The following is a 25,601-nucleotide window of genomic DNA, read 5'->3' as shown; positions in this document are numbered from 1 at the left end:
TTATAAAGGAAGGCTACTCTTAACCTGATAATGGGTTGGGAGTAGCCTTTTATCTATTATTAGGAAACTTCTCAAATCGGAAGAAATACTATAAAGGAAAAAAGAACCCCCTTTTAATTTTTAGTAAAATGATTTGGACTTTCCTCCTGTTGCAAGAACATGTTGATGTTATTATGCATATGATTTAATGTGTATAAAAAGTAATGATTAGGAGATTTATGATGAAGTATGAGGATTGTGGACATATTAGTGAACAAGAATTGCAGCAACCAGTTAAGCAAGTTCCTATAATGCCTATTAATAGAGATGGTTTTCGAGATAGAGACCGAGATAGAGACCGAGATAGAGACCGAGATTTCTTCAGAGACCGAGACAGGGACCGAGACCGAGATTTCTTCAGGGACCGAGACATGGATAGGGACCGAGATCGGGATTTCAGGGATGAAGATCGAGACTTCTTTAGAGATCGGGATTTCAGGGATGAAGATCGAGACTTCTTTAGAGACCGAGATTTCAGAGATGGTGTTATAGACTTCTTTAGAGATCGAGATTTAACAGACCTTTTCAGAGACCGCGAGTTCTTTAGAGATCGTAATCGTAGATAAATACACGTATTTAGTTTAGATTAAAATTCAATAAAGTGAGATGTAACAGTAAAACGACAATCTTTTAAAGGCATGTGTAGAGTGCGGATATGTATTATGCGTAAATCTATAAAATACCATAAAGATTGTCTTTTTACTGGTGTGTAAACGTATTAAAAAAACATATTTCAACAATCCCTTTTAAAATTCCTTAAAAAAGGATAGAATATGGGATATAAGTATTATCAATTGATACTATAAAACCAATGAAGTATATTGGGATACTAACTTGGAAATAAGTAAATGGTATTTTAGCATTCACCTAATTTTTATCAGTATGGAGGGTTATATGAAAAAGAGAATCGTATTTCTATTAAGTTTATTGATGGTATTAAGCTTAATGGGCTGTTCGAAAAGTAAGGAAGCAACGAAAAGTGTTGATCCAGCAATCATGTATGAAGAGGCAGCAAAGAAAATGGCTGATTTAAAAGACATGGCTGCAACGGCAAATTTGAAAATGGCAATGATTCAAGGCGAAGAAACCATGGATATGAGTATGGATATGGACATTAAAATGACTGGAGCAGGTACAGAAGATATGAAGTATCTTGCTGATACTAAGATGTCTATGTTGGGCATGGATTTGGATATGAAAATGTTCTATACTGACGGATATTATTATGTTGAAACTTTCGGGCAGAAGATGAAGTACGCAATGAATTACGCAGATATGCTCGATAAAGTTAATGAGAGTACCATGCAGACAGGTGACTTATCGAAGTATATGAAAGACATTGTAGCTACTAAGGAAGGTGATAATACAATTGTTACCTTTAAGTTAGATGGTGAAAAGATGACAGAATATATTAAGAATATGTTGGCAGACTTAGGTACTGATATTGATAGTGGTTCATACTCGGGAATTGAGGGAAATGTAGAGACAACAATTAATAAAGATGGATATTTTTCAGCAGTTAAGATGAGTCTTGTACTTGATCTGGATGTAGAAGGCCAAGCAATGAAGATGAATATGGACATGGATATGGTTTATCGTAATCCAGGGAAATCAGTAGAAGCAATTGAACTTCCTGACTTAGAAGGATATACAGAAGTTGATCCGAGTGAGATATATTAAGAATTGTATATGAGAGAAAAAAGGGGTATCCAAGAGAATAAAATGGATAGCCCTTTTAACAATGGATTATTAAGCTAATACGAAATAGGAAAGACTTAATAATCCTTATAAAGACCTTATAATCATAATGTAGACTTTCTTTAAGTCGGAATAATTAAGTTCTTAAACAATATTAGAAACTTAAGTATTCATAATAAAGGGAAAACGGGTTAGTAGGTGAAAGAAGATTGTATAGATGCTTTGTTTCTGATACTATACTAAGTAAGAGAATTATTTACTATTTCAATAATGATATCAATATTATAGGAAGGGAATCAAAGTGAAACAGAATTTAGGAACAGAAAAAGTAAATCGGTTATTATGGCAACTTAGTATTCCAGCTATTCTTGGAATGCTAAGTAGTGCTATATTTAATATTGTAGATAGGATATACGTAGGTAAGATAAGCTCATATGCATTGACAGCAGTGGGTATAACAATGCCTATACAGATTCTACAGATGGCATTTATATTGTTAGTTGGCGTTGGCTCATCTTCACTCATTTCTATTAAGTTAGGTGAGGAGAAAAAGGAAGAGGCAGAAGCTATATTATATTTAGCATTTAAGTCCATCATAGTGTTTTTAATTGTTTTTGCCGGATTATTTATGATTTTTCTTGATCCGATTTTAGATTTGCTAGCTATATCAAAAGAAGTATATCCTTATGCGAAAGAATATATTGTAGTTATAATTGTTGGTTCCATAATTGGAATACCGGGCTATTGTTTAAACAATTCATTACGATCCATTGGTCAGGCGAAAACATCAATGAATATCATAGTCGTAACGTCGATTCTTAATATCATCTTAGATCCAATTTTTATATTTGTATTTAAACTTGGTATTGCTGGAGCGGCAATTGCAACGGTTATTTCTCAGGCGACACTAACCATATATGTGGTTTACGTATTTATGAAAAGAAAGGATTTCATGATTCATCTGAGAAAGTGTAAGGTCAATCATGAAGGTCAATTGCTTATAGAAGCATTTAGGATGGGGCTTCCATCTTTTTATGTACAAGTACTTGCTACAGTAGTGAATGTTTTTATAAATAATAGTTTGCTACGTTATGGTACGGATCTAGATATTGCGGCAGTTACAATTATGGCGAGTATATTTAGTTTTTACCATATGGTCATATTCGGAATTGTTCAGGGGAACAATGCAATATGTGGATATAACTTTGGTGCAAAGAGATATGACCGAGTAAGAAGATCCTTAGAACTGGCACTCTTGTATGGATTTGTGTTATCAGCAATTTTGTTTATAGTAATACAGGTCTATCCAAGTGGGATAGTAGGTATGTTTTCCGATGATCCGATTTTAGTAGAGAATGCATCGGTAGGTATTAAGATATATTTATGTATGTTACCACTGATCGGTTTACAGACCGTAAGTTCACAGTATTTTCAGGCGGTTGGCAGGGCAAAAAGAAGTAGTATGTTGTCTTTTTTGCGTTATGGAGTAATTATAGTACCAGCAATACTTGTTCTTGCACCTAAGCGTGGAGTAAATGGTATCTATATTAGCAATGCGCTATCAGATGGATTAGCATCAATCATTGCATTAATATATATTATAATAGAAGTAAAAAGATTGAAGAGACTAGAACAATAAAGACTAGTTGGCTTGGCATATCCACAAACCTATTCGCATATGCATAAATGTATGAATAAGGGCAGTGGGAGAAGTTATGCAAAAACCAATTACGGAGTCAACCTTCCAATCAATTGTATGTGTTCTACTTTTTTTATTTGCTGTAATTTTATGTACGGCAGACTATATGGAACAGAAAAAAGTAGAGACGCTTTCAATGGAAGCAGTTTCAGAAGAAGATCTTAAGTCACAGACAATAGTAGCGTTGTTACGTAATAATATTGAAAAAGATTTGAGTGAATACTATGATAAACGATTCATAGTACCTTTAGAGTATTTTTTATATGAGATGAAGTTGATGCATCTTAGGCCGATCCAATCCGGTTATGAGATGTTGGTGGGTATCACTCCCGTAATCGGACCACATGATGCTGTTGGATATGATGAACTAACATATGTTGTGGATTATGCAGGTGATTTAACCTTGAAACAACATAAACATATTAAGGACTACGAACTTCCTGATCGATATAGAGATATACAAAAATAAACGAATTTACTAAGTATCATTTGACCAAATATATACAAAATGATAAAATATAATCAATAAGATCGTACTGATGGTAAGGATACGTTCCAAATCAAAAGACGTGAGTAAAAACATAAATCGTATGTTAATACCCTTAGTGCGCTTATGCAAATTAAGGGTATTTTTATGTAGTATTTATTCCCGGAAAGGAGATGTTTATTAACGTGGAAACTAGAGTAGCTGTCATTGGAATTATAGTGGAAAGTAATGATTCTATTGAAGAGATGAATCAGCTTCTTCATGAATATGGTACATATATTATTGGACGGATGGGGATACCGTATCGAGAAAGAAAGATTAATATCATCAGTATAGCAATTGATGCACCACAAGACATTATAAGTGCATTAGCAGGAAAGATTGGAAGATTATCAGGAGTTAGCGCTAAGACAGCGTATTCTAATGTTTAATATAGGAATTGAGATACATTCGTTAATATAAAGAGTTTCTCAAATCCCTAAAATTAATATATTGTGAGGTGGCTATGAAGAATATAATCAATCGTTTAGCAGAGAATCATATGTTATCAAGAGATGAATTTCAAGAGTTATTAACCAATATTACTGAGGAGGAACAAGAGTATCTCGCACAAAAGGCTAGAGACGTGAGCCATCAGATCTACGGTCATGATGTCTACACAAGAGGGTTAATTGAGTTTACAAATTATTGTAAGAATGATTGTTACTATTGTGGGATACGGAGATCGAATCAGAATGCTTCTAGGTATCGATTAACTGAGGAGGACATCTTACTATGTTGTAAGACCGGCTATGAACTGGGATTTCGAACCTTTGTCTTACAAGGAGGAGAGGACAGCTACTTTACAGATGATCGACTTGAGGAGGTTGTTCGCTCTATTAAGAAGGAATATCCAGACTGTGCAATTACATTATCTTTAGGAGAACGTAGTTACGATAGCTATAAACGTTTATTTGATGCAGGGGCAGACCGGTATCTACTAAGACATGAGACAGCGAATGAGGAACATTACGGTAAGTTACATCCAAGTGAGATGTCACTGAAGAAGAGGAAGCAGTGTCTTATCCACTTAAAGAACATAGGATATCAGGTGGGTTGTGGATTTATGGTTGGTTCACCGGAGCAGACTGTGGATAACTTAATTGATGACCTAGAATTTATTAAAGAGTTAGAACCACATATGGTAGGAATAGGACCATTTATCCCCCATAAGGATACTCCATTTGCTGACCAGATACAGGGAACGCTAGAGATGACACTACGGTTATTAAGTATTATTAGACTTATACATCCACATGTGTTGCTACCTGCAACGACTGCACTTGGAACCATTCACCCACTAGGCCGAGAAAAAGGAATTTTAGCGGGTGCTAATGTAGTTATGCCAAACTTGTCGCCAACCGATGTTCGGAAAAAATATATGTTATATGACAATAAAATCTGTACGGGAGATGAGGCAGCAGAATGTCGTATGTGCCTTGGGAGACGTATGGAGAGCATCGGGTATCAATTAGTGGTAGATCGAGGCGACTATAGAATATAGACTAATGGGAAAGCGATGCGTTATCACAGACCTACCCCAGAAGAAAGGATGAATGACATGTATGATGTAAAATCTTTTAACGCGGAGGAGTTTATTAATCATGAGGAGATTAATAAGACTCTTCAGTACGCGGAAGAAAACAAGAATAATGTAGAGGTTATTGATGCAATTCTTGCAAAAGCAAGATTGAGGAAAGGGTTATCACATCGTGAGGCAGCGGTTTTGCTAGATTGTGAAATTCCTGAGAAAGTTCAAGAGGTCTTTGAGTTGGCAGAACAAATCAAGAAAGATTTCTATGGAAATCGAATTGTTATGTTTGCGCCATTGTACTTATCCAATTACTGCGTGAATGGTTGTTTGTATTGCCCATACCATTTGAAGAATAAACATATCGCTAGAAAGAAATTGACTCAGGAAGAGGTAGCCAAAGAAGTAATCGCGCTACAGGATATGGGGCACAAACGTCTAGCAATTGAAGCAGGCGAAGATCCTGTGAATAATCCTATTGAATATATCTTAGATTGTATCAAAACCATATACAGTATTAAACATAAGAATGGTGCAATTCGTCGTGTAAATGTGAATATCGCAGCGACCACAGTTGAGAACTACCGTAAACTTAAGGAAGCAGGAATTGGTACATATATATTATTCCAAGAGACATATCATAAGGAAAGTTACGAGAAATTACATCCAACGGGACCAAAACATAATTATAACTACCATACGGAAGCCATGGACCGCGCCATGGAAGGTGGAATTGATGATGTCGGAATTGGTGTGTTGTTTGGGCTTGAATTATATCGATATGAATTAGTGGGATTATTAATGCATGCAGAGCATCTTGAAGCTGTACATGGGGTTGGACCTCATACAATTAGTGTTCCTAGAATACGTCGTGCAGATGATATTGATCCAGATGTATTTGACAATGGTATAACGGATGAGATGTTTGCAAAAATCGTAGCATGTATTCGTGTAGCTGTTCCATATACCGGTATGATTGTATCAACAAGAGAGAGTAAAGAAGTACGTGAGAAAGTGTTACATGCGGGTGTTTCGCAACTTAGCGGTGGATCAAGGACAAGTGTAGGCGGTTATCATGAAGAGGAAGCAAAAGAAGATAATTCTGCTCAATTTGATGTTAGCGATCAGCGAACATTAGATGAGGTGGTTCATTGGTTAATGGAAATTGGATATCTACCTAGTTTCTGTACGGCATGTTATCGTGAAGGCAGAACGGGGGATCGATTTATGAGTCTATGTAAGAGTGGGCAGATCCAAAACTGTTGCCATCCGAATGCATTGATGACATTAAAAGAATACCTAGAAGATTACGCAAGTGACCAAACGAAGAAGTTAGGCTATGAATTGATTGCTAAAGAATTAGAGAATATACCGAATGATAAGGTTAAGAAGATTGCTACGGAACATATCTATGATATCGAACATGGAAAGAGAGATTTTAGATTCTAAGGAGGTTCTCAATGAATAGTAATTTGAATAATACGCCAACAGCTAATCGTGTACACATTGCATTCTATGGTAAAAGAAATAGTGGTAAGTCTTCTGTAATTAATGCAATTACAGGGCAGACCGTATCAATTGTATCGGAGGTAGCAGGTACTACAACAGACCCCGTCTATAAAGCAATGGAGATCAGTGGAATTGGACCTTGTATGTTAATAGATACAGCAGGATTTGATGATGTTGGAGAACTTGGTCAAATTCGCGTACAAAAGACAGAAGGAGTTCTGGAAAAGACAGATATAGCAGTGTTATTGTTTTCTGAAACAGACATGGAACAGGAACTACAATGGTATGAGCAATTGCTGTCGAAGAATACTCCAGTTGTAACCGTAATTAGCAAGAGCGATGAAAAGGAGAATCTGTTAGAAATCGAAGAAGCCGTTAAGAAGAACACGGATACGGAACCAATCTTAGTGAGTGCTAAGACAGGAGATGGGATTTCACTTCTAATGGAAGAGTTAATTAAAAAGGTACCAGATGACTTTGAGAGGGAAAGCATAACAAGAGATCTCATTCAGGAAGGCGAAACGGTACTTCTTGTAATGCCTCAAGATATCCAAGCACCAAAAGGTCGATTGATTTTACCGCAAGTCCAGGTACTGCGAGAATTACTGGATAAGAAATGTCTTGTAATGAGTGTTACAACAGATAAACTAGAGGAAGCTTTAGCTTGTATGAAAGAAGCACCAAAATTAATTATTACGGATTCACAAGTATTCAAAACCGTTTATGAGAGTAAGCCGGCGGAAAGTAAATTAACTTCTTTTTCTATGTTATATGCAGCATATAAAGGTGACATTGATTACTACAAAGAGGGAGCAAAGGTAATTGACACCTTAACGGAAAATTCCAAAGTGTTAATAGCAGAGTGCTGTAGTCATGCGCCTCTTAAGGAAGATATCGGACGTGAAAAACTACCACGAATGCTACGTAACAAGATTGGAGAAAATCTTACTGTTGATGTGGTAAGTGGTATGGACTTTGGAACAAACTTAGAACAATATGATCTGATTATTCAATGTGGTGCTTGTATGTTTAATAGAAAGTATGTTATGTCAAGAATTGGGCAAGCCATGGAAAAGCAAATACCAATGTCTAACTATGGTGTGGTGTTAGCATATCTTAGTGGGATTTTAGAGAATGTAAGTATATAATGAGCAACACCTATTTAGATTTTTTTCTAAATAGGTGTTGCTTTATTTGTGGTTAAGAAGTATAATCTATTTAGAATTAATTCTAAATAGATGCAGAAAGAAGGTGTAAAATGGGATTTGCAGAGACATTCAAAGCGTTATCCGATCCTGTTCGTCGTGAAATTCTAGTTATGTTACGAGAAGGTAAGATGTCTGCGGGGGAGATTGCTAAAAGATTCGATATGACAGGTGCAACGATTTCATACCATCTATCACAATTAAAGAAGGCGGATTTAATACGAGAATCTAAATATAAAAACTATGTTTATTATGAACTGAATGTATCTGTCTTTGAAGAAATTATGCTTTGGTTTTCGCAATTTGATAAAAGTAACGAGACATAACAAAAGACGGTCTTATAACACAGTTGTGTTCTCGAGATGGGGTGGGTTTTGATTTATAAGTATAGAAGTATAGAAGTATAGGAAGATGAAGGGAGTGTTTTATATGAAGCACATAGAAAGATCTGTAAAGCTAACGGTGATACTAACTACTATTATATGTTTACTTCCAATTATAATTGGAGCAATTTATTATAAGGAACTGCCTGAACAAATGGCGATACATTTTAATAATGCTGGAGAAGCAGATAACTATCTGAATAAAAATTTTGTTCTCTTTGGTTTACCTACGCTGTTAGCGGTGTTGAACCTTTATCATCAGTTTCGTTTGATGACAGAACCTAAAAAAGCAAATTATTCTAAAGTATTATTGGGATTATCACAGTGGTTAATACCAGTTATTTCAGTAGGTGCAATGACATATACAATCCTTGTGGGACTTGGAAAAGGTTTTAATATAAGTAACATTGGAATAATTATTGCTGGAATACTAATTATCATTCTAGGTAATTACTTACCAAAGTGTCATTTTAACTATACAATGGGTATTAAACTGCCTTGGACTCTTAGCAGTGAAGACAATTGGAACAAAACCCATCGTTTTGCAGGTTTTATCTGGGCGATTGGGGGAATTATTATCTTAAGCAGTGCCTTTTGGCCCACAGATTATGTTGTGCTTGGAGTTATTGGTGCTATAGTAATTATTCCAATGGTCTATTCTTTCTTATTATACAGTCGTGGAATTTAATATGCTTGTTATGAATAGCAACTGCTTATCAGAGAATTTTGTGATAAGTTGGTTGCTATTCATTGCGTTAAATACGAAAAATCCAGTTGTTTATATATAACTATAAGCCCTTCTTTTGTTTTCATTTCATACAGATTCCTCCAATGAAAGATATGCTTGGTAATAGCGTACAAAATTAAAAGGTTATTTATATAAAAAACATAATACAATTCCCAAAATCATTTTACATATAATAATAAACATACACGAATTACACAATGTTTGGAAAACAAAGTATATCAATAGATTCCATTTATTATACTATAAAAGGAAGATTACTTGCGACCTATGGAAACATACGGTATAATGTAACTTATCAAGGGCAAATCAAGCACGAACGAGGTTCGTATTTGATTTAACTTGATAAGTTAGCGATAGAACGAAGTTCTAGAGCGAAACTCCGTAAGGGGTCATAAGTTAACAAGGGAAATTACGAAGTGATTTCTCGAGTGTAATTGAAAATAGAACGAAGTTCTAGACCGATACAAAGTCAAGAAGCTTGACTTGTAAGGAGTCCTAGGTTAATGAGTAGCAACTCCGTAAGGAGTAGTAATATAAGTCAAGAAGAAAACAAAGACCAAAATTCATGAAGGGATTGACTTAGTATACTCTATGAGGAGGAGTATTATGGAAGATAGACTATTTAGTCCAAATGAGAAAACAGGACAGCTAAAAACCTGTAAACGATGCAAAAAAGCATTTACCTACTACGGGTATGGGTATGAATATTGTCCAATGTGCAAAGAAATTGATACAGAGAATTTTCAAAAAGTTAAAGAGTATATTTACGAACATGGAATATCAAAACTGATTGATGTAGTTGAGGCAACAGGTGTAGAAGAAAAGACAATTACAACTTACCTTAAAGAAGGACGCCTTGAGATTCCAGAGGGATCAACCTATTATCTAAGGTGTGAACGGTGTGGAGCGAGCATATGTTCCGGGCGTTTTTGCCAACCTTGTGCTACAGTATTAGTTAAAGAATTCAATACGTCCGTTGCCTATAATGAAATTGGTAATAAGCCAATGAAAGAAGTTACAGGAAAGATGAGATATCTAGATAGCAATTCGTAATGTAACAAAAGATGAAGTTTGCCTTCTAAGGTAAAATATGATCGATCAATAAAAAAGGCTTGGAGGAAATCGTATGCAGAATATTAACAAAGAGGAATTTAAGAAGAGCATAGAAGATTATACGAAAGTACTATTTCGAAAATCGGTGAGCGAAGCATCGAAACAACAATTGTTTCAAGCAGTATCCTATTCGGTAAAAGATTTAATAATAGATCAATGGATGGCTACACATAGAGAATATGAAGATAAAGACGTAAAAACAGTATATTATCTATCAATGGAATTCTTAATGGGTAGAGCATTAGGAAATAATATTATTAATATGAAAGCTAATAATATTATCAAGGAAGCGCTAGATGAACTTGGGATTGATTTGAATGTAATCGAAGATCAAGAGCCAGATCCAGCACTTGGTAATGGTGGTTTAGGGCGATTAGCAGCATGCTTCTTAGATTCCTTATCAACTCTAGGATATCCTGCATATGGTTGTGGAATACGTTATAAATATGGTATGTTTGAACAAAAAATCGAGAATGGGTTTCAAGTGGAAGTGCCAGATAATTGGTTAAAAGATGGAAATCCATTCGAGATGAAGCGGTCAGACTATGCTGTTGAAGTTAAATTCGGTGGTTATGTTCGCATTACAAAAGATAATAACGGCAGAGAGAAATTTGTACAGGAAAATTACCAATCGGTACTTGCTGTGCCATATGACCTTCCTATTGTTGGATATGGTAATAATGTAGTAAATACATTGCGTATCTGGGATGCAGAAGCAATTGATAATTTTAATTTGGATTCCTTTGATAAAGGGGATTATCAAAAAGCTGTAGAGCAACAAAATCTTGCACGTACCATATGCGAAGTACTGTACCCTAATGATAATCATTATGCAGGTAAAGAATTACGATTGAAACAACAGTATTTCTTTGTATCTGCTAGTATACAAAGAGCAGTAATCAAATATATGGAGAAACATGAGGATATTCATAACATTCATGAAAAGGTATGTTTTCAATTGAACGATACCCATCCAACGGTTACCGTTGCAGAATTCATGAGAATTCTTATGGATGACTATGATCTATCATGGGATGAAGCTTGGAGTATTACGACAAAGACTTGCGCATATACCAATCATACAATTATGTCAGAGGCTCTTGAAAAATGGCCACTTGAATTATTCTCAAGATTATTACCTCGTATCTATCAGATAGTAGAAGAAATTAATAGAAGGTTTATAATAGAAATCCAAGCAAAGTATCCTAACGACTACAAGAAGATTGAGAAGATGGCGATTGTCTATGATGGCCAAGTGAAGATGGCACATCTTGCTATTGTAGCAAGCTTTTCTGTAAATGGTGTAGCTAGATTGCATACGGAGATATTGAAAAATCAACAATTGAAAGAATTCTATCAGATGATGCCAGAGAAATTTAATAGTAAGACGAACGGTATCACCCAGAGAAGATTCTTATTACATGGAAATCCGTTACTTGCTGATTGGGTTACAACTAAAATCGGGGATGACTGGATTACGAATTTACAACATATAAGCGAATTGAAAGTATATGCAGATGATCTTAGGTGTCAGAAAGAGTTTATGCAGATTAAGTATCAAAACAAAGTGCGACTAGCTGCTTATATCAAAGAGCATAACGGTATTGAGGTTGATCCTAGATCGATTTTCGATATACAGGTTAAGAGATTACATGAGTATAAGAGGCAACTTCTTAATATTTTGCATGTAATGCACCTTTATAACCAGTTAAAGAAGAATCCAGAGATGGAATTCTATCCAAGAACATTTATATTCGGAGCGAAAGCTTCTGCTGGATATCGCAGGGCGAAAGCAATCATTAAGTTGATTAATAGTGTTGGAGATGTTGTGAACAACGACAAATCCATTCAGAATAAATTAAAGGTAGTATTCATTGAAAATTATCGTGTATCCAATGCAGAGATGATCTTTGCAGCAGCGGATGTGTCGGAGCAGATTTCAACGGCTAGTAAGGAGGCATCAGGAACCGGTAATATGAAGTTCATGCTGAATGGAGCATTAACACTCGGAACAATGGATGGTGCCAACGTGGAAATCGTTGAGGAAGTGGGAGAAGAGAATGCATTTATCTTTGGTTTAACTTCTGACGAGGTAATTAAGTATGAACAAGAGGGCGGATATAATCCTAAGGATATCTATAACATAGATCAAGACATTCGTACGGTGATAACACAGTTAGTGAATGGTTATTATTCACCTGAAAACCCAGAATTATTCCGTGAGATCTATAATTCGTTACTTGATAGTAACGGAGGAGAGAGAGCAGATCAGTATTTTATATTAAAGGATTTCCGTTCCTATGAAGCCGCACAAAAGCGTGTGGAAGAAGCATACAAAGATCAAGCTAGATGGGCAAAATCCGCAATCCTTAATGTAGCAAGTAGTGGCAAGTTCACTTCTGATCGTACAATTGAAGAGTATGCGAAGGAAATCTGGCATCTAGATAAAGTAAAGGTAGAATTAGAATAGTGGCAAGACGGTGGTTTTGATTTTCAAAATCGCCGTCTTTTTATTGTAGTGCGCCTGGCGGCGCACGTTTCTAGGCAGTGAAGTCTGCGTAATCCGCCCGGTAGTAGGAAGGATATAGCCGAAGGCAAGGGTGTCCACCGTGAGGTGGAATCTGAAGGAAGCTGGATGTGAGGAACATACTAACTCACGGGCGAATCTCTGGTCTGACGAACAGAAATCACATAAGAGGCTATTCATGAGGGTAAGGCTGCTACACAAGTTAAAGCCCAATAACTACACGGATTCATGGATGGTAAATGTGGCAGATAGATGGAGAGGAAAGAAACGTGTGGTACCCAGGGAGGCCTGTATAGAATGCTCTGAAAGGAGTAACCATTGTTGTAAGGCGGTGCTGAACATACAGAAGTCAGCAAAGGTCATAGTAGTCGAGAGATGAAGGGCCGAATCAATAGGAGTTCTTAGTATAGCAGAGAAAGGAGAGAATGACCAAATGAATGCAGAAAACATTGATACTAATGGCTGTTCGCAAAGAGATAATGCGGAACATGAAGGGTATGCGAAAGCGCATCGGTCATTCAATTCGATATGGAAAGAAAGGAACAGTGCACAGCCCGAACTCTTAGAGAAGATATTGTACAAAGATAATCTAAACAGAGCTTTTATGAGAGTTAAGGCAAACAAGGGAGCACTCTTAAATTTGTTACGCCGAAATGTAAAAGATGAGAGAGTAATACAGTGGATAAAGAGATATTTAAAAAGTGGCGTTATGGAAAATGGTGTAGTCATGGAAACAGAAGAAGGTTCGCCACAGGGTGGAAACATTTCGCCACTGCTAGCGAATATCTATCTGAATGAGTTCGACCAAGAGTATGAGAGACGTGGGGTGAAATTTATCCGCTATGCAGATGATATAGTTCTGCTGGCAAAGAGTGACAGAGCCGCAAAGCGATTACTCGAAACAAGTACGAAATATCTTGAAGGGACATTGAAACTGAAAGTGAACCAGAAGAAAAGTCGCGTGGTCAGTGTGTTTGCAATCCGAAATTTTAAATACCTTGGCTTTGCATTGGAAAAGAACGAAAAGGGTATTTATATCCGAGTTCATGAAAAGTCATGGAAGAAGATGAAATCAAAGCTAAAAGAACTTAGTTCCCGAAGGTCTTGTCAGAGCATTCGTCCTGCGCTTGAAAAGATAAAGGTATTCATGCGTGGGTGGCTGAATTATTACGGAGTTGCAGATATGAAGAACAGGATAGATGTCTTAAACTCATGGCTATATCACAGAATTCGCATGTGTATTTGGAAACAATGGAAGTTACCAAGAACAAAAATGAGAAACTTGATTAAGTTGGGAGTAGCAGAGCACTATGCTGCAACTATTGCGTATAGTCGTAAGAAATACTGGTATATTTCCAACAACAAGGCGGTCATATGGGCATTAAGCAAAGAAAGACTGATAAACAGTGGTTTTTATGATTAAACCACAGCCTATCAGTCTGTGCACGTCAACTATTGAAAGCGCCGTGTACCGAACGGTACGCACGGTGCTGTGAGAGGACGGGAGTTAATCACTCCCTCCTACTCGATTAACAGTAAAATAAACTACCGGCTCAGCCGGTGTGTCCCCAGCTAGCTTTAGCTTCAAGTAAAAAACCTCCTATGTTACAATAACGTGGGTTTGCCAACCACATTAATTGTATATAGGAGGTATCCAAAATGGATATGAATAGTTTAGCCCATAATTTTTTCTAAAAATACTTAATTACAGGTCTTTAGATTTATTATATACTTTTATCAATAGAATATGATAAATATTTTGTTGGCTCTTTAAAGGTACCTGTTTTTGTTGTATCTTTTCTATCATAGATAGTTCCATAATAATGATAACATATTTCACCTGTTTGAGTGTAAGTTCCTACGTTTTGATAAAATTTCATTCTAAATTCACGTGTATTATATTTTGAATCATTATTTGGGCCATAATAACGAGTACCTTTCGAATACTCTCCTGTAACAGTAATGTCTACACCTATTTTACTAGAATCTAAAACTTCACCACTATAGCTTCCTTTTAATGACCCTGTATATTTGGTTGTAAGTGTTACTTCTTCACCACGAGCTACTGAAAATTTAAACTCATCTTTGGCTACCTGATTGTAAGTTTCAACTGTTTTTCTTGTAGATATATTTTCTATCGTAGTATAATATCCAATTGGATCGAGAATCCTTGCATCCTTTGATGGAAAATTATAATTATCATTATATGTTTCCTCAGGTATGTAATCATAATTAATAAGACGAATTACACCTACATCAGGATTATCTCTTATAAGGTCTTCGATGATATCATTTGGAACATCTTCTGCACCTTGTTCAATAATAATTTGAGGTTGTTCGTCATTACCTGATTGAGCTTGTACATTAAGTGATGAAAATAAAATTGTTGTAGTTAGTATAGCCACGGTTAATAAATTAAATTTTTTCATTGTTTTCTCCTCTTAAAATATTTTTTCTAATATTGATTATTTTTTACAAATATAGTATACTTTACAATCAAATATAAAGCAAGGGAGAAATACAAATTATGCATAAAAATGGTAATAAATTACTATGTTTGATGTTTTTTATCTGTTTTCTGTTGATATTAGAGATAACTATGAATAATACTAATCAGAATAATACCATTAGATATTTAACTGCTCTACCCAATATTAATAATATTTTAAATAATACAGGTCAAACATTTAAAACTTCAAATAATGAACAATATAAAAATGAAATTAATATATCAATTAATGGTAAGCCATTATTATTTAAAAAAAAGTCAATACTTGTTAATTCATCAAAAAAATCATATCAAATAAATTATACTAATAGTGACAATATTATTTCTCTATTAAAAGTCAAGCTAGATAAAAATATCAGTATAAATAATTATAATAGTTTAGATGAACTTAATACACCCATTACCATCATTCAAAATAAAAATGTAAAAATAATAATTTGTGATAATTTAGAGCAAAAAGAGAGTAGAAATTTTTATTACTATGATATAGACAATGATATAGTTTCAATAAGATGTACAAGAGCAAATGAAATTATTTTCTCTTACGGAGAAAGTCTTTATTATCTTGGAGTGAATTTTAAAATAGATAACAATCAATTATTTGAGTTGATAGATTATTTTATTGCTCTAGAGTAAGTGAAGAATATTCTAAACTTTTGTACTACATTCAACATACAGTCTCCTTACATATTTTTGTCTACAATTAATATCATAAAGAATAACTGTATGTTTGAATGATGGATTTGTATTCCTTTCATGCTAATGTTCTATAAGAGAGTAGACATTGCTGACTTTATTATTCCTTTGTATTAGCTTTTTCTTCCCCAGCTAATACTTCATCCCCCTTCGTATCCAATTATATACTGTTCAATAATTAGATTAAAAGCAGTCCCAGCATTAAGAAAGAGCAGTGATGCATTAATGAATGGTTCTTATAGGGCATATGAACTGAAAGATTCGCAGATTATGGCGTATGAAAGAGAAAGTGCGAACCAAAAAGTACTTGTGGTTCACAATTTCTCTGGTAAGAAAAAGAAAGTAACGATTGACGGGATTAAGACAGGAACTGTATTGTTTGATAGTAATGGAAAAGCAACTTGTGGAGAATATGTAATGGATTTTGAACCATATGCAAGTATTGTTGTAGAATATCAATAAGATTTTAGAGGTTGTTGCAAAATATAATTTAAATATCTATAGCATATTTTTTAGATAGAATGCATTGATTGTTTTTTGGTTGGTGTATGAAAGTATTCCGTCTGAAAATATGCAAAGATAGAGTTTGCAACAGCCTCTTTTTTTATATTTATAAGGATTTCTCCCATTCGCCAACGCTTAGAACTTTGCTAAACATTGAAGATTGTACTTTAAGTACGGTTTCATGAAGGGAGCGACTATCAATTGTCCCAAGTGGTGTAGTAAGATTAACGGTGCCTGTTGCATCTTTTAAGAATTCAACTTGGTATCCTTTGTGAAAAGCTTCTCGAGCAGTAGTATCACAACACATGTGAGTCATATATCCGGCAATTACTACCGTATTGCAACCAATATCCATTAGAAAGGATTCTAAAGGGGTATTATGAAAGCAACTTGGTTTATGCTTTTGTATCAAGAGATTATGAGGAAGCAATTGTACGATTTTCTCTACTTCTACTTCATGACTATCTGGAACGAAAGCAGATGGTTCAATCTCGCCTACTTCGCTAACATGTTGTACAACAACAACCGGAATTTGGTGCGCATTTGCTATACGAATGGACTGATGAATAAGGGGGAGACTTATGCTGGAATCCACAATTGGAAGGCAGCCATCAAGATATTCATTTTGCACATCAATTATTAGTAAAACTCTGTTATTCATAGTTGTAATACCTCCATTTGATTTGATATACTAATTATAAACAATATAGAATTTACTCGGAGAAACATTATAGGGGAGTTGAGTTGATGAATGAAACAATTTGAAGAAATTCAGTTGGACGAGATTGACGAGTTAATTTTAGATTTACTAAAAGAAGATGCCAAAGTACCAATGAATAAGATTGGTGAAGAAGTGCATATGACAGGACAGGCAGTTTCTAAACGTATTATATCATTACAAAAGAGAAATATTATAAAGGGATATACAATTAGAGTTGACGAGAATATCTATGGAGAGTATACGTTGTCCTTTATTCGGATATTTATGAAGTCAACGAAACATGCAGAACTAAGGGAATTATTGTGTAAGAGACAAGAGGTACTTGAGATGCACAGGATAAGTGGAGAGGGTTGCTATATTATTAAGACTAAGACGTACAATCAGGAAGCGTTAACATCGTTACTAGATGAGATTCTTAAGTATGGCAATTATCAAATTAGTCAATCAATTGATCAAATAAAGTAGAACTTAGGCCAGTGACATCAATTAATGTTTATTAAGCAAGAGGAAGGAATCAAATGCGCTTAAAAAATCTATTAAAGCACGATAATATAGTAATACAAAGTCATGACAATCCAGATGCAGACAGTCTAGCGTCAGGGTATGCATTGTATAGTTATTTCAAATCAAAGGAGAAGAAGGTCCGCTTTATCTATAGTGGGCGTTACAAAATACAAAAGAGCAATCTATTACTCATGATTGAAAAACTTAATATACCAATTGAATATGTGGAGAAATCAATAGAAATTGATCTTCTAATTACAGTGGATTGTCAGTATGGAACAGGAAATGTTACTAGACATGAAGCGAAAGAGATTGCAATTATTGATCATCATCAATTAGAAATTAATCCGGATCAATATAAGTATTCAGATATACGTAGTTATCTTGGTTGTTGTTCAACTCTTGTATGGCAATTATTGCAGAAAGAAGGCTTCGATGTGAATTCTGATGTAAAGATTGCAACAGCATTATTTTATGGTTTATATACAGATACAGGGCAACTTGGGGAGATATTCCATCCGTTAGATCGCGATATGCGGGACATGCTTCATTATGAGCAAGCAACCATATTGACACTACGAAATTCTAACATCTCACTGGAAGAGTTAGAGATAGCAGGCTTAGCATTATTACGTTACATCTATAATGATAAGTTTCGCTTTGCCGTAATTAAGGTTAAACCTTGTGATCCGAATATATTAGGTTTAATAAGTGATTTCTTATTACAAGTAGATTGTATTGATACTTGTATTGTGTACAATGAAGTACACGATGGGATTAAGATATCTATACGTAGTTGCATCAAGGAAGTGAAAGCTTGTGAACTAGCAAGTTATCTAACAGCAATTATCGGATCTGGTGGAGGACATAATGAAAAAGCCGGTGGTTTCATACAACGTCGATTGTTTGAAGCGCAATATAATAATATGATTCTTGAGGCATACTTTACAGAGCGAATGAATCAATATTACGAAAGTTTTGAAGTTATTGATGCTACACAATATACCGTTGATTTAACACAGATGAAGAAATATCGCAAGACCAGGGTGCCAATCGGTTATGTTAAGTTATCAGAGCACATCAGGGAAGGGACACCTGTACTAATTCGAACATTAGAAGGTGATATTGATATTATAGTAGAGGATAGAATATATATTATTCTTGGAGTATATGGAGAAGCATATGTAATGGAGGAGGAGAGGTTTCTACAGACGTATCGACCTGTCACAGCGAAGATAAACTATTCTACTCAATATATGCCAATTATCAAAAATCAGCTTGATGGCACATCAATATCTCTTGATAAGTTTGCACAAGCATGTGCCGCTAAGGAAGATGAAGATGTCTATGCGAAACCAGTCAATATAATAACAAAATTATTCACAAGATGGGAACCAGATAATTATATGTATGGTGATGTTGGTGATTATATAGCAGTTAATAAACAGGATATGAGTGATATATTCATTATAAACAAGGATATATTCCATCTATCTTATGTAGAGGTTGATTAATTGAATGGAGTATGAAGGATGAAGAGGCGCGTATGAACAAAATATTAATAGTAGAAGATGATAGTGATATAGGTGGAATGATGAGGGAGCTGTTAACGCATCATTGTTATGAAGTTGATAATGCATACTCTGGAACAGAAGCGTTGTTTTGGATTGAAAAAGAGAAGTACGACTTAGTACTTCTTGATCTAATGCTTCCTGGGCTGAGTGGAGAAGAAGTGTTACAAGCAATTAGAAAAAAGAGTGACATACCAGTAATCGCAGTGTCAGCAAAAGACGATAAAGATACAAGATTATCTTTATTAAAAGTTGGTGCTGATGATTATATAACAAAACCATTCGATACGGATGAATTACTTGTAAGGATTGAGGTGGTTTTACGCCGTAAAGGTCATATTGCTCAAACCAGTGAGAATTCTATATTGCGATTTAAGGATATTGAGTTGAATGATACGGAATTCACTTGTACAGTTAATAACATGTTGATTTTGCTAACAAAGTTTGAGTATAACTTACTTCATCTCTTAATGAGTAATCCTAAGAAAGTATTTACGAAGAATAATATCTTTGAGTCAGTTTGGGAAGAAGATTTCTTAGGAGAAGACAATGCTATCAACGTACATATTTGTAATATCCGCTCTAAGTTAGCAAAAGGAAATCCAAAAGGCAAATATATTCAAACCGTATGGGGAATTGGATTTAAGATGCAGCTGGAGGAGTAATATCATACTCTTAATACTTTCTTTATATTTGAAAAATGCTTACTAAATAAAGCTACCATATAATAAAATCATCAAAAGAAATGTTTTGAATTAAAGATAGAAAGAAAGTGTAGGAGGATGACAATGGAGTATGTATTACAAACAAATAATCTAACAAAGTCATATGCTGGAAAATGTGTTGTCGATCATGTCAATATGAATATCAAACGCGGTGATATTTATGGATTCGTTGGTAAGAATGGAGCAGGTAAGACAACATTAATCCGTATGGTGGCAGGTTTGGCATTACCAACGCAGGGAGATATTAAACTGTTTGGAAGTAAAGAGTTGAGTGAACAGCGTAGAAGAATTGGAACTACAATTGAAAACCCTGCATTATATCCGCATATGACTGCAAGACAAAATCTTGAGTATTATGTAAGGCTTTATGGAATTCCAGAAAAAGATGTGATAGACAATCTTCTCAAATTAGTAGGACTTGAGAACACCAATAAGAAGAAAAGTAAGAACTTTTCATTAGGTATGAAGCAAAGACTTGCTATTGCCATTGCCTTACTTGGAAATCCTGATTTTTTAATGCTAGATGAACCAACGAATGGATTAGACCCATTTGGTATCAAGGAGATGCGAGAGTTACTTCTTGAATTGAATAAAAAAGGCATCACAATTTTAATTTCAAGCCATATCTTAGGTGAATTATCAAAGATTGCCACTGCATATGGGATTATTAATAACGGAGTTTTAGTTGATGAGTTTAATAAGAATGAACTAATGGAACGCTGTAAGCGATGTATCAAGATTAAAGTTGATGATACAAAGAAAGCGATAGCAATAATTGAAGATAAATTCGGCACAGTAGAATATGATGTTCTTCCAGATGATAGAATACGATTATTTAGTCATATCAACAAAGTAAGTGATGTGAATAAGCAACTTGTACTTGGCGACATAGCAGTGGAGAGTATTCGGGTTGTTGGCCAAGATCTTGAGGGTTATTTTGTAGAGTTGATGGAGGGGAAGAACAATGATTAATTTATTACGTGCGGATTTTTATAAGTTATTTCATACAAGAGTGTTATATGTTTGTACATTCGTATTATTGTGCTATGTAGGTATTGTAGCAGCAGCTTTTTATAGTTTAGATCATATGCCACAAGAGAAGAAAGAGATGTTACAAGCGGGAAATCAAGCGGGTGAAGGAGTTAGTTTAACAGTAGACGATGAGACTGACTTATCAGAACAATTTCTACAAAGTGGTACGCAATTTGTTGGAGGGGTTATTGAAGAAATAGGCGTTATTGTAATGATTATTGGCATCATGATAGCGATATTGGTCGGTGGCGAATTCAAAGAACGTACTATAAAGAGTATGGTTGCCAAAGGGTATAAAAGGGAGCATATTGTAATAACGAAAGTTATTGTAAGTGCGATTGCTACAATAATAATGGTAACTTGTGCAGCGTTAGTGGCTTTTTTAGTCGGTTCAGTTTTATCGGGAAACGTAAATAACTATAATAATAGTGAGTTATTAGCAAAGGCTCGCTGCATTTTAGGAGGGCTGGCTATATTTGTTGCATTCTCAAGTTTATTTACGTTAATAGTAATAGCAATTCGGAATGTTGAAATATCAGTGGTTCTTAATATGATAATTATTATGATGCTACCAAATATCCTTGGAGTGATCGAAAGTACTTGGAAGATTCCGTTCTCTAAAATCCAACTTACGGAAGGATTTAATAAAGTAATACAAAGCAATGCTAGTATAGTAAATATGGTACATCTAGGAATATTGTTTGTTGGCTATGTTATAATATCAACAATTGTAGCATGTTTAGTATTCAAACGAGCAGATGTAAAATAGGAGGAATTACGAATGGTAGTTGGTATCTTAATCCTAATTATTGTAATATTGTCGTTTCGATTGTACCTATACCGAAGACAATTATCGTCCATAAGGAAACAAGTGGAATTTATTCGGGAGAATGAGACAAATATGGAATTATCAATTACCATTCATCAGAAAGAATGGAATTCTTTGATAGTATCCCTTAACAAGCTTTTGAAGGATATTAAAAGATGCAAATATGTGACCCTCAACCAAGAGAATTTATTTAAGCAAACCATAACAAGCGTCTCACATGATTTGCGTACACCATTAACCTCTGCATCAGGGTATATACAGATGTTGTATAAAGGTGGGCTTGACGAAGAGAAACAAAAAGAATATATTCAAATTATACAAAATCGAATTAATTCTGTAACTGTTATGCTAAATCAATTATTTGAGTATACGCGATTAGAATCTAACGTGTATGAACTTGATTATGAGCGAATTGATTTAAATGGAATCGTATGCGATACCATTTCTATGTTTTATGATGAATTAGTGCAAAGTAAGATTGAACCAGATATTCAAATTGAAGAGGGACCAGTTTGGGTATTTGGTGATTCTTTGGCTTGGATTCGTATAATAGAAAACATAATAAGCAACGCTATTAAATATGGGGAGAATTGGATAGGGATTTTGCTACAGAAGGAAGACAATGGGATTTATCTTAGAATTAGCAATCGAACAAGTACAATTGAACAAAAAGATGTGGAGTATATATTTGAACGTTTTTATACAACGGATTTATCAAAAACGAAGAAGTCTACGGGCTTAGGACTAGCCATTGCAAAAGAATTTGCAATAAGGATGGGCGGAACAATTGAGGCGGAGCTTAATGACGACATATTTGCAATTAGTATCCGAATGAAAAGTGCCTAGTTAAGTCTTATGGAGTTCTTAAGAATATCTTAATCATTACGATAGAATAAACTTAATATATGTGTGTTATAACTATAGTAGACAAGATTAATTAGGAGGTTAAGTGAATGTTAAAGAAATTATTTGTTTTAGTGACTTTATTCGGATTGGCAGGTGCTTACATTAAACAATGTAGCAAAAAAACGTATTGTACAGTGGGTTCAGAGAACAGTGAAGACAGATAATATGGATGAACAGGAAAGTAATAGGAGACAGTAAAAAGGGTATCGATTCTAGAAGAAGAATTGGTACCCTTTTTTCTTGTTATTGTTAATGCTGTGAGTTAGAATAGAAATAGGATAAAATGGGGGTTGGAAAACACCTAATAGAGAGGAGTGTAGGTATGAAAGAGATGTTAAAGAAAAAGAGAATCTGGTTGCTTAGCTTGTTTCCATTAGGATTAATCGTTTTAATAATAGTTAGGCATAACGAATATATAGCAGAGTTTTGGTTTGCAAGGGGAATCTACCGATTCTTTGCACAGAGTATGAGTTTTATAACGGGGTTAATACCGATATCCATAGCTGAAATTGGACTGTATTGCGGCCCGTTTTTAATTCTATATATTGTCTTTCGTATGGTGAGGCGGCTAGTACGTGATAAGGAGAATCGCAAGCAGACGATTGCACGTTATGTAGTGAATGCACTGTGTGTTGCTAGTACGGCTTACTTTCTTTTCATGGTGTTTTGTGGAGTGAATTATTACCGTTATCCATTCAGTAAGATTTATGGTTTAACCGTTGAAACGTATTCTATAGAAGAGCTATATGGTTTGTGTGAGGAGCTTGCAATTCAAGCCAATGATTTGAGAGCGCAGATTACAAGTGTTGATGAAGACGGAGTATTCAGGTTATCTACATCAGATTATGAGACTGCCAAGGAAGCAAAGAGAATCATGAGCGAGTTTGGGAATAAGTATGACTCTTTATCTGGTTATTATAGTAATCCTAAACCCGTATTAGCTTCTAGAGCAATGTCATATACAGAAACAACGGGATTGTTCGTTGCAATTACAATGGAATCGAATGTGAATGTTGATGTGGCAGACTATGGGATACCAGCAACCATGTGTCATGAACTAGCACATCAAAAAGGATATATGAGAGAAAATGAGGCAAATTATATCGCCTACTTAGCATGTACAGATTCTGACAATATTGAGTTTAGGTATAGCGGAGTTATGGATGCATTATCCTATGCAACAAGGCAATTATACGATCATGATCTAGAACTCTATAAGAAAATTAGAGATATGTATAGTGAGGAAGTGTTAGCAGACCGTATTGCGAACTCTGAGTATTGGAAGACGTATCATAACGAGGTAATTAGCGCTGTTTCATCAAAACTAAATGACACATATCTAAAGGCGAATAATCAAGAAAGCGGAGAACAAAGTTATGGAGAGGTGGTAGATTTGATGCTTGCTGAGTATCGAGCACGTAAAGCGAGTGAGACAACGAATTAGATGGTAATGATTAGATATCATCTGCGAAGGTTTAGAGGATGCTTTATATAGAATTGCTCAAACATATTTAACATAACGAATCGAATTGGTTATATAATAACAATCAATTCGGTTCGTTATGTAACAACATTATTTTTTAATAAGGACTTTTTCGATTTCAGCTATATATAATTCGTGGTAATCCCTATTAGGATACCATTTTTCAATTAATGAGGTATCAAGAAAACTGTTTTCATTTAAAGGTTGAACAAACATCTTTTTGCAGATAAGTACAAGTTTTGCTTCTTCAAAGTATGGAGTATCAAGTTCTTCTGCTACAGTAAGACCTGATTTGATGATTTTGTCTTCATCACGCCCAGATACTTTACCTAAGTATGACAAGGTATCTCTATATTTATTATCGTAGAAAGATAGAGAAAAATGAGTCGAGCCATCTATGAATTTTTTGGTGAAGCGTTGAGGTCGAATAACAGTGAAGGCTACATCTCTACCCCACATAACACCGAGTCCACCCCAGGAAGCGGTCATGGTATTGATTTGGTTATCTTTCTTTGCGGTTACAAGCATCCAGTCTTTTCCGATTAATTTACAGACATTCTCGTCTAGTTCAGTCGGTTTAATTGCTTTAAATTCTGACATATAATACTCCTTTCGATATAAATCTTATTATTAGTCAATTTACAAATCGTATCACTTTACATTCTATGTGAAACATCATATTTAGTATATCATATTTTTTATTTTTACATAACTATGTAAGGTATCCGGCATAGTTATGTATTATACAGAATAATATATAGAAAAATACATTTTTTACTTGACAAAATTATACACACTCGATTATAATCATAACAATATAACGTTTTGACACGTTACTACGAAAAACTAAATAAATCAATAAAGCAATGACGAGGAGGAGTACATACTCACCTAAAGCAAAGAGAGAAGATGGTTGGTGTGAATCTTCATGAAGGAAGTATGGAAGTAGCCTTTGAGCTGTGAACTGAAAGAAACGTAGTGAGTTTTAAGTAAGCTTCAACGGAATATTCCACCGTTATAAGGAAAACAGTATCAGCTGTATATACATATGCAACCCGTACTGGTAGAGTGCAAAGCGCAAGCTTTGAAATTAGGTGGTAACACGGAGTATATTCGCCCTAAGTAAGATAATCTTACTTAGGG

The 25,601-nt window shown here is 34.9% G+C and carries 25 protein-coding genes and 1 other annotated feature; of the genes, 22 read left to right on the top strand and 3 right to left on the bottom strand.

Annotation, left to right across the window (positions count from 1 at the left end; all coding sequences use genetic code 11):
• The first annotated feature begins 221 nt into the window (after positions 1-221).
• The 13 genes from BUB90_RS23785 to BUB90_RS04760 all read left to right on the top strand — a co-directional run bounded on the left by BUB90_RS23785 (position 222) and on the right by BUB90_RS04760 (position 14,401).
• Positions 222-605, top strand: a complete 384-nt coding sequence (locus tag BUB90_RS23785; protein ID WP_073283684.1) for a hypothetical protein — start codon at positions 222-224, stop codon at positions 603-605.
• Between the two features lie 328 nt (positions 606-933).
• Positions 934-1,719 (top strand): DUF6612 family protein, encoded by a 786-nt coding sequence (locus BUB90_RS04820; RefSeq protein ID WP_084139090.1) that lies wholly within the window; start codon positions 934-936, stop codon positions 1,717-1,719.
• 319 nt (positions 1,720-2,038) lie between these two features.
• Positions 2,039-3,376 (top strand): MATE family efflux transporter, encoded by a 1,338-nt coding sequence (locus BUB90_RS04815; RefSeq protein WP_073283681.1) that lies wholly within the window; start codon positions 2,039-2,041, stop codon positions 3,374-3,376.
• 76 nt (positions 3,377-3,452) lie between these two features.
• Positions 3,453-3,905 carry a DUF3888 domain-containing protein gene (locus BUB90_RS04810; protein ID WP_073283677.1) on the top strand — a complete coding sequence of 151 codons (453 nt, stop codon included), beginning with the start codon at positions 3,453-3,455 and terminating at the stop codon, positions 3,903-3,905.
• A 203-nt stretch (positions 3,906-4,108) separates the two neighbouring features.
• Entirely contained in the window at positions 4,109-4,354 is a 246-nt protein-coding gene (locus BUB90_RS04805; RefSeq protein WP_073283673.1) for a TM1266 family iron-only hydrogenase system putative regulator, read from the top strand.
• A 74-nt stretch (positions 4,355-4,428) separates the two neighbouring features.
• On the top strand, positions 4,429-5,466 hold the full coding sequence (gene hydE, locus BUB90_RS04800; protein WP_073283669.1) for a [FeFe] hydrogenase H-cluster radical SAM maturase HydE: 1,038 nt from the start codon (positions 4,429-4,431) through the stop codon (positions 5,464-5,466).
• A gap of 57 nt (positions 5,467-5,523) precedes the next feature.
• Positions 5,524-6,942 carry a [FeFe] hydrogenase H-cluster radical SAM maturase HydG gene (hydG, locus tag BUB90_RS04795; RefSeq protein WP_073283666.1) on the top strand — a complete coding sequence of 473 codons (1,419 nt, stop codon included), beginning with the start codon at positions 5,524-5,526 and terminating at the stop codon, positions 6,940-6,942.
• Between the two features lie 11 nt (positions 6,943-6,953).
• A complete protein-coding gene (gene hydF, locus BUB90_RS04790) occupies positions 6,954-8,150 on the top strand; it encodes a [FeFe] hydrogenase H-cluster maturation GTPase HydF (RefSeq protein ID WP_073283663.1) in 1,197 nt (398 codons plus the stop codon).
• Positions 8,151-8,260: 110 nt separating this feature from the next.
• Positions 8,261-8,533: an autorepressor SdpR family transcription factor gene (locus BUB90_RS04785; RefSeq protein ID WP_073283660.1), complete on the top strand. Its 273-nt coding sequence runs from the start codon at positions 8,261-8,263 to the stop codon at positions 8,531-8,533.
• A gap of 103 nt (positions 8,534-8,636) precedes the next feature.
• Entirely contained in the window at positions 8,637-9,278 is a 642-nt protein-coding gene (locus tag BUB90_RS04780; protein WP_073283657.1) for an SdpI family protein, read from the top strand.
• 666 nt (positions 9,279-9,944) lie between these two features.
• Positions 9,945-10,391: a hypothetical protein gene (locus BUB90_RS04775; RefSeq protein WP_073283654.1), complete on the top strand. Its 447-nt coding sequence runs from the start codon at positions 9,945-9,947 to the stop codon at positions 10,389-10,391.
• A 73-nt stretch (positions 10,392-10,464) separates the two neighbouring features.
• Complete coding sequence (locus BUB90_RS04770) at positions 10,465-12,921, top strand: glycogen/starch/alpha-glucan phosphorylase (protein ID WP_073283651.1); 2,457 nt, start codon at positions 10,465-10,467, stop codon at positions 12,919-12,921.
• Between the two features lie 490 nt (positions 12,922-13,411).
• Entirely contained in the window at positions 13,412-14,401 is a 990-nt protein-coding gene (locus BUB90_RS04760; protein ID WP_073283648.1) for a reverse transcriptase domain-containing protein, read from the top strand.
• A 301-nt stretch (positions 14,402-14,702) separates the two neighbouring features.
• On the opposite strand, the gene BUB90_RS04755 is transcribed toward BUB90_RS04760, so the two are convergent.
• Entirely contained in the window at positions 14,703-15,407 is a 705-nt protein-coding gene (locus BUB90_RS04755) for a hypothetical protein (RefSeq protein WP_073283644.1), read from the bottom strand.
• A 98-nt stretch (positions 15,408-15,505) separates the two neighbouring features.
• Here BUB90_RS04755 and BUB90_RS04750 point away from each other — a divergent pair, with 98 nt between their 5' ends.
• Positions 15,506-16,123: a hypothetical protein gene (locus tag BUB90_RS04750; RefSeq protein WP_073283641.1), complete on the top strand. Its 618-nt coding sequence runs from the start codon at positions 15,506-15,508 to the stop codon at positions 16,121-16,123.
• Positions 16,124-16,408: 285 nt separating this feature from the next.
• Positions 16,409-16,645 (top strand): alpha-glucosidase C-terminal domain-containing protein, encoded by a 237-nt coding sequence (locus BUB90_RS04745; RefSeq protein ID WP_073283639.1) that lies wholly within the window; start codon positions 16,409-16,411, stop codon positions 16,643-16,645.
• A gap of 148 nt (positions 16,646-16,793) precedes the next feature.
• On the opposite strand, the gene BUB90_RS04740 is transcribed toward BUB90_RS04745, so the two are convergent.
• On the bottom strand, positions 16,794-17,348 hold the full coding sequence (locus BUB90_RS04740) for an isochorismatase family protein (protein WP_073283637.1): 555 nt from the start codon (positions 17,346-17,348) through the stop codon (positions 16,794-16,796).
• Positions 17,349-17,438: 90 nt separating this feature from the next.
• Between BUB90_RS04740 and BUB90_RS04735 the strand changes: the two genes are divergently transcribed.
• The 7 genes from BUB90_RS04735 (at position 17,439) to BUB90_RS04705 (ending at position 24,419) form a co-directional block, all read left to right on the top strand.
• Positions 17,439-17,873 (top strand): Lrp/AsnC family transcriptional regulator, encoded by a 435-nt coding sequence (locus BUB90_RS04735; protein ID WP_073283634.1) that lies wholly within the window; start codon positions 17,439-17,441, stop codon positions 17,871-17,873.
• Positions 17,874-17,926: 53 nt separating this feature from the next.
• Positions 17,927-19,426 (top strand): DHH family phosphoesterase, encoded by a 1,500-nt coding sequence (locus BUB90_RS04730; protein ID WP_073283631.1) that lies wholly within the window; start codon positions 17,927-17,929, stop codon positions 19,424-19,426.
• Positions 19,427-19,458: 32 nt separating this feature from the next.
• Positions 19,459-20,148 carry a response regulator transcription factor gene (locus BUB90_RS04725; RefSeq protein WP_073283628.1) on the top strand — a complete coding sequence of 230 codons (690 nt, stop codon included), beginning with the start codon at positions 19,459-19,461 and terminating at the stop codon, positions 20,146-20,148.
• A gap of 123 nt (positions 20,149-20,271) precedes the next feature.
• Positions 20,272-21,180, top strand: coding sequence for an ABC transporter ATP-binding protein (locus BUB90_RS04720; protein WP_073283624.1), 909 nt, complete (start codon positions 20,272-20,274; stop codon positions 21,178-21,180).
• On the top strand, positions 21,173-22,009 hold the full coding sequence (locus tag BUB90_RS04715) for an ABC transporter permease subunit (RefSeq protein WP_073283619.1): 837 nt from the start codon (positions 21,173-21,175) through the stop codon (positions 22,007-22,009). Before BUB90_RS04720 ends, BUB90_RS04715 begins: the two co-directional genes overlap by 8 nt.
• A 12-nt stretch (positions 22,010-22,021) precedes the next feature.
• Positions 22,022-22,915, top strand: a complete 894-nt coding sequence (locus tag BUB90_RS04710) for a sensor histidine kinase (protein ID WP_073283616.1) — start codon at positions 22,022-22,024, stop codon at positions 22,913-22,915.
• 382 nt (positions 22,916-23,297) lie between these two features.
• Positions 23,298-24,419 carry a DUF3810 domain-containing protein gene (locus BUB90_RS04705; protein ID WP_073283613.1) on the top strand — a complete coding sequence of 374 codons (1,122 nt, stop codon included), beginning with the start codon at positions 23,298-23,300 and terminating at the stop codon, positions 24,417-24,419.
• Positions 24,420-24,548: 129 nt separating this feature from the next.
• Here BUB90_RS04705 and BUB90_RS04700 read toward each other — a convergent pair whose 3' ends face one another.
• Positions 24,549-25,058 carry a flavin reductase gene (locus tag BUB90_RS04700; protein WP_073283609.1) on the bottom strand — a complete coding sequence of 170 codons (510 nt, stop codon included), beginning with the start codon at positions 25,056-25,058 and terminating at the stop codon, positions 24,549-24,551.
• Positions 25,059-25,315: 257 nt separating this feature from the next.
• Positions 25,316-25,582: a binding site (T-box leader), on the top strand.
• The last annotated feature ends 19 nt before the right edge of the window (positions 25,583-25,601 follow it).

This window comes from Anaerosporobacter mobilis DSM 15930 (assembly GCF_900142955.1).
GTDB classification, from domain to species: Bacteria; Bacillota; Clostridia; order Lachnospirales; family Lachnospiraceae; genus Anaerosporobacter; species Anaerosporobacter mobilis.
Note: the sequence above shows the minus strand (reverse complement) of the source record. Positions and strands in the feature narration are given on the sequence as shown.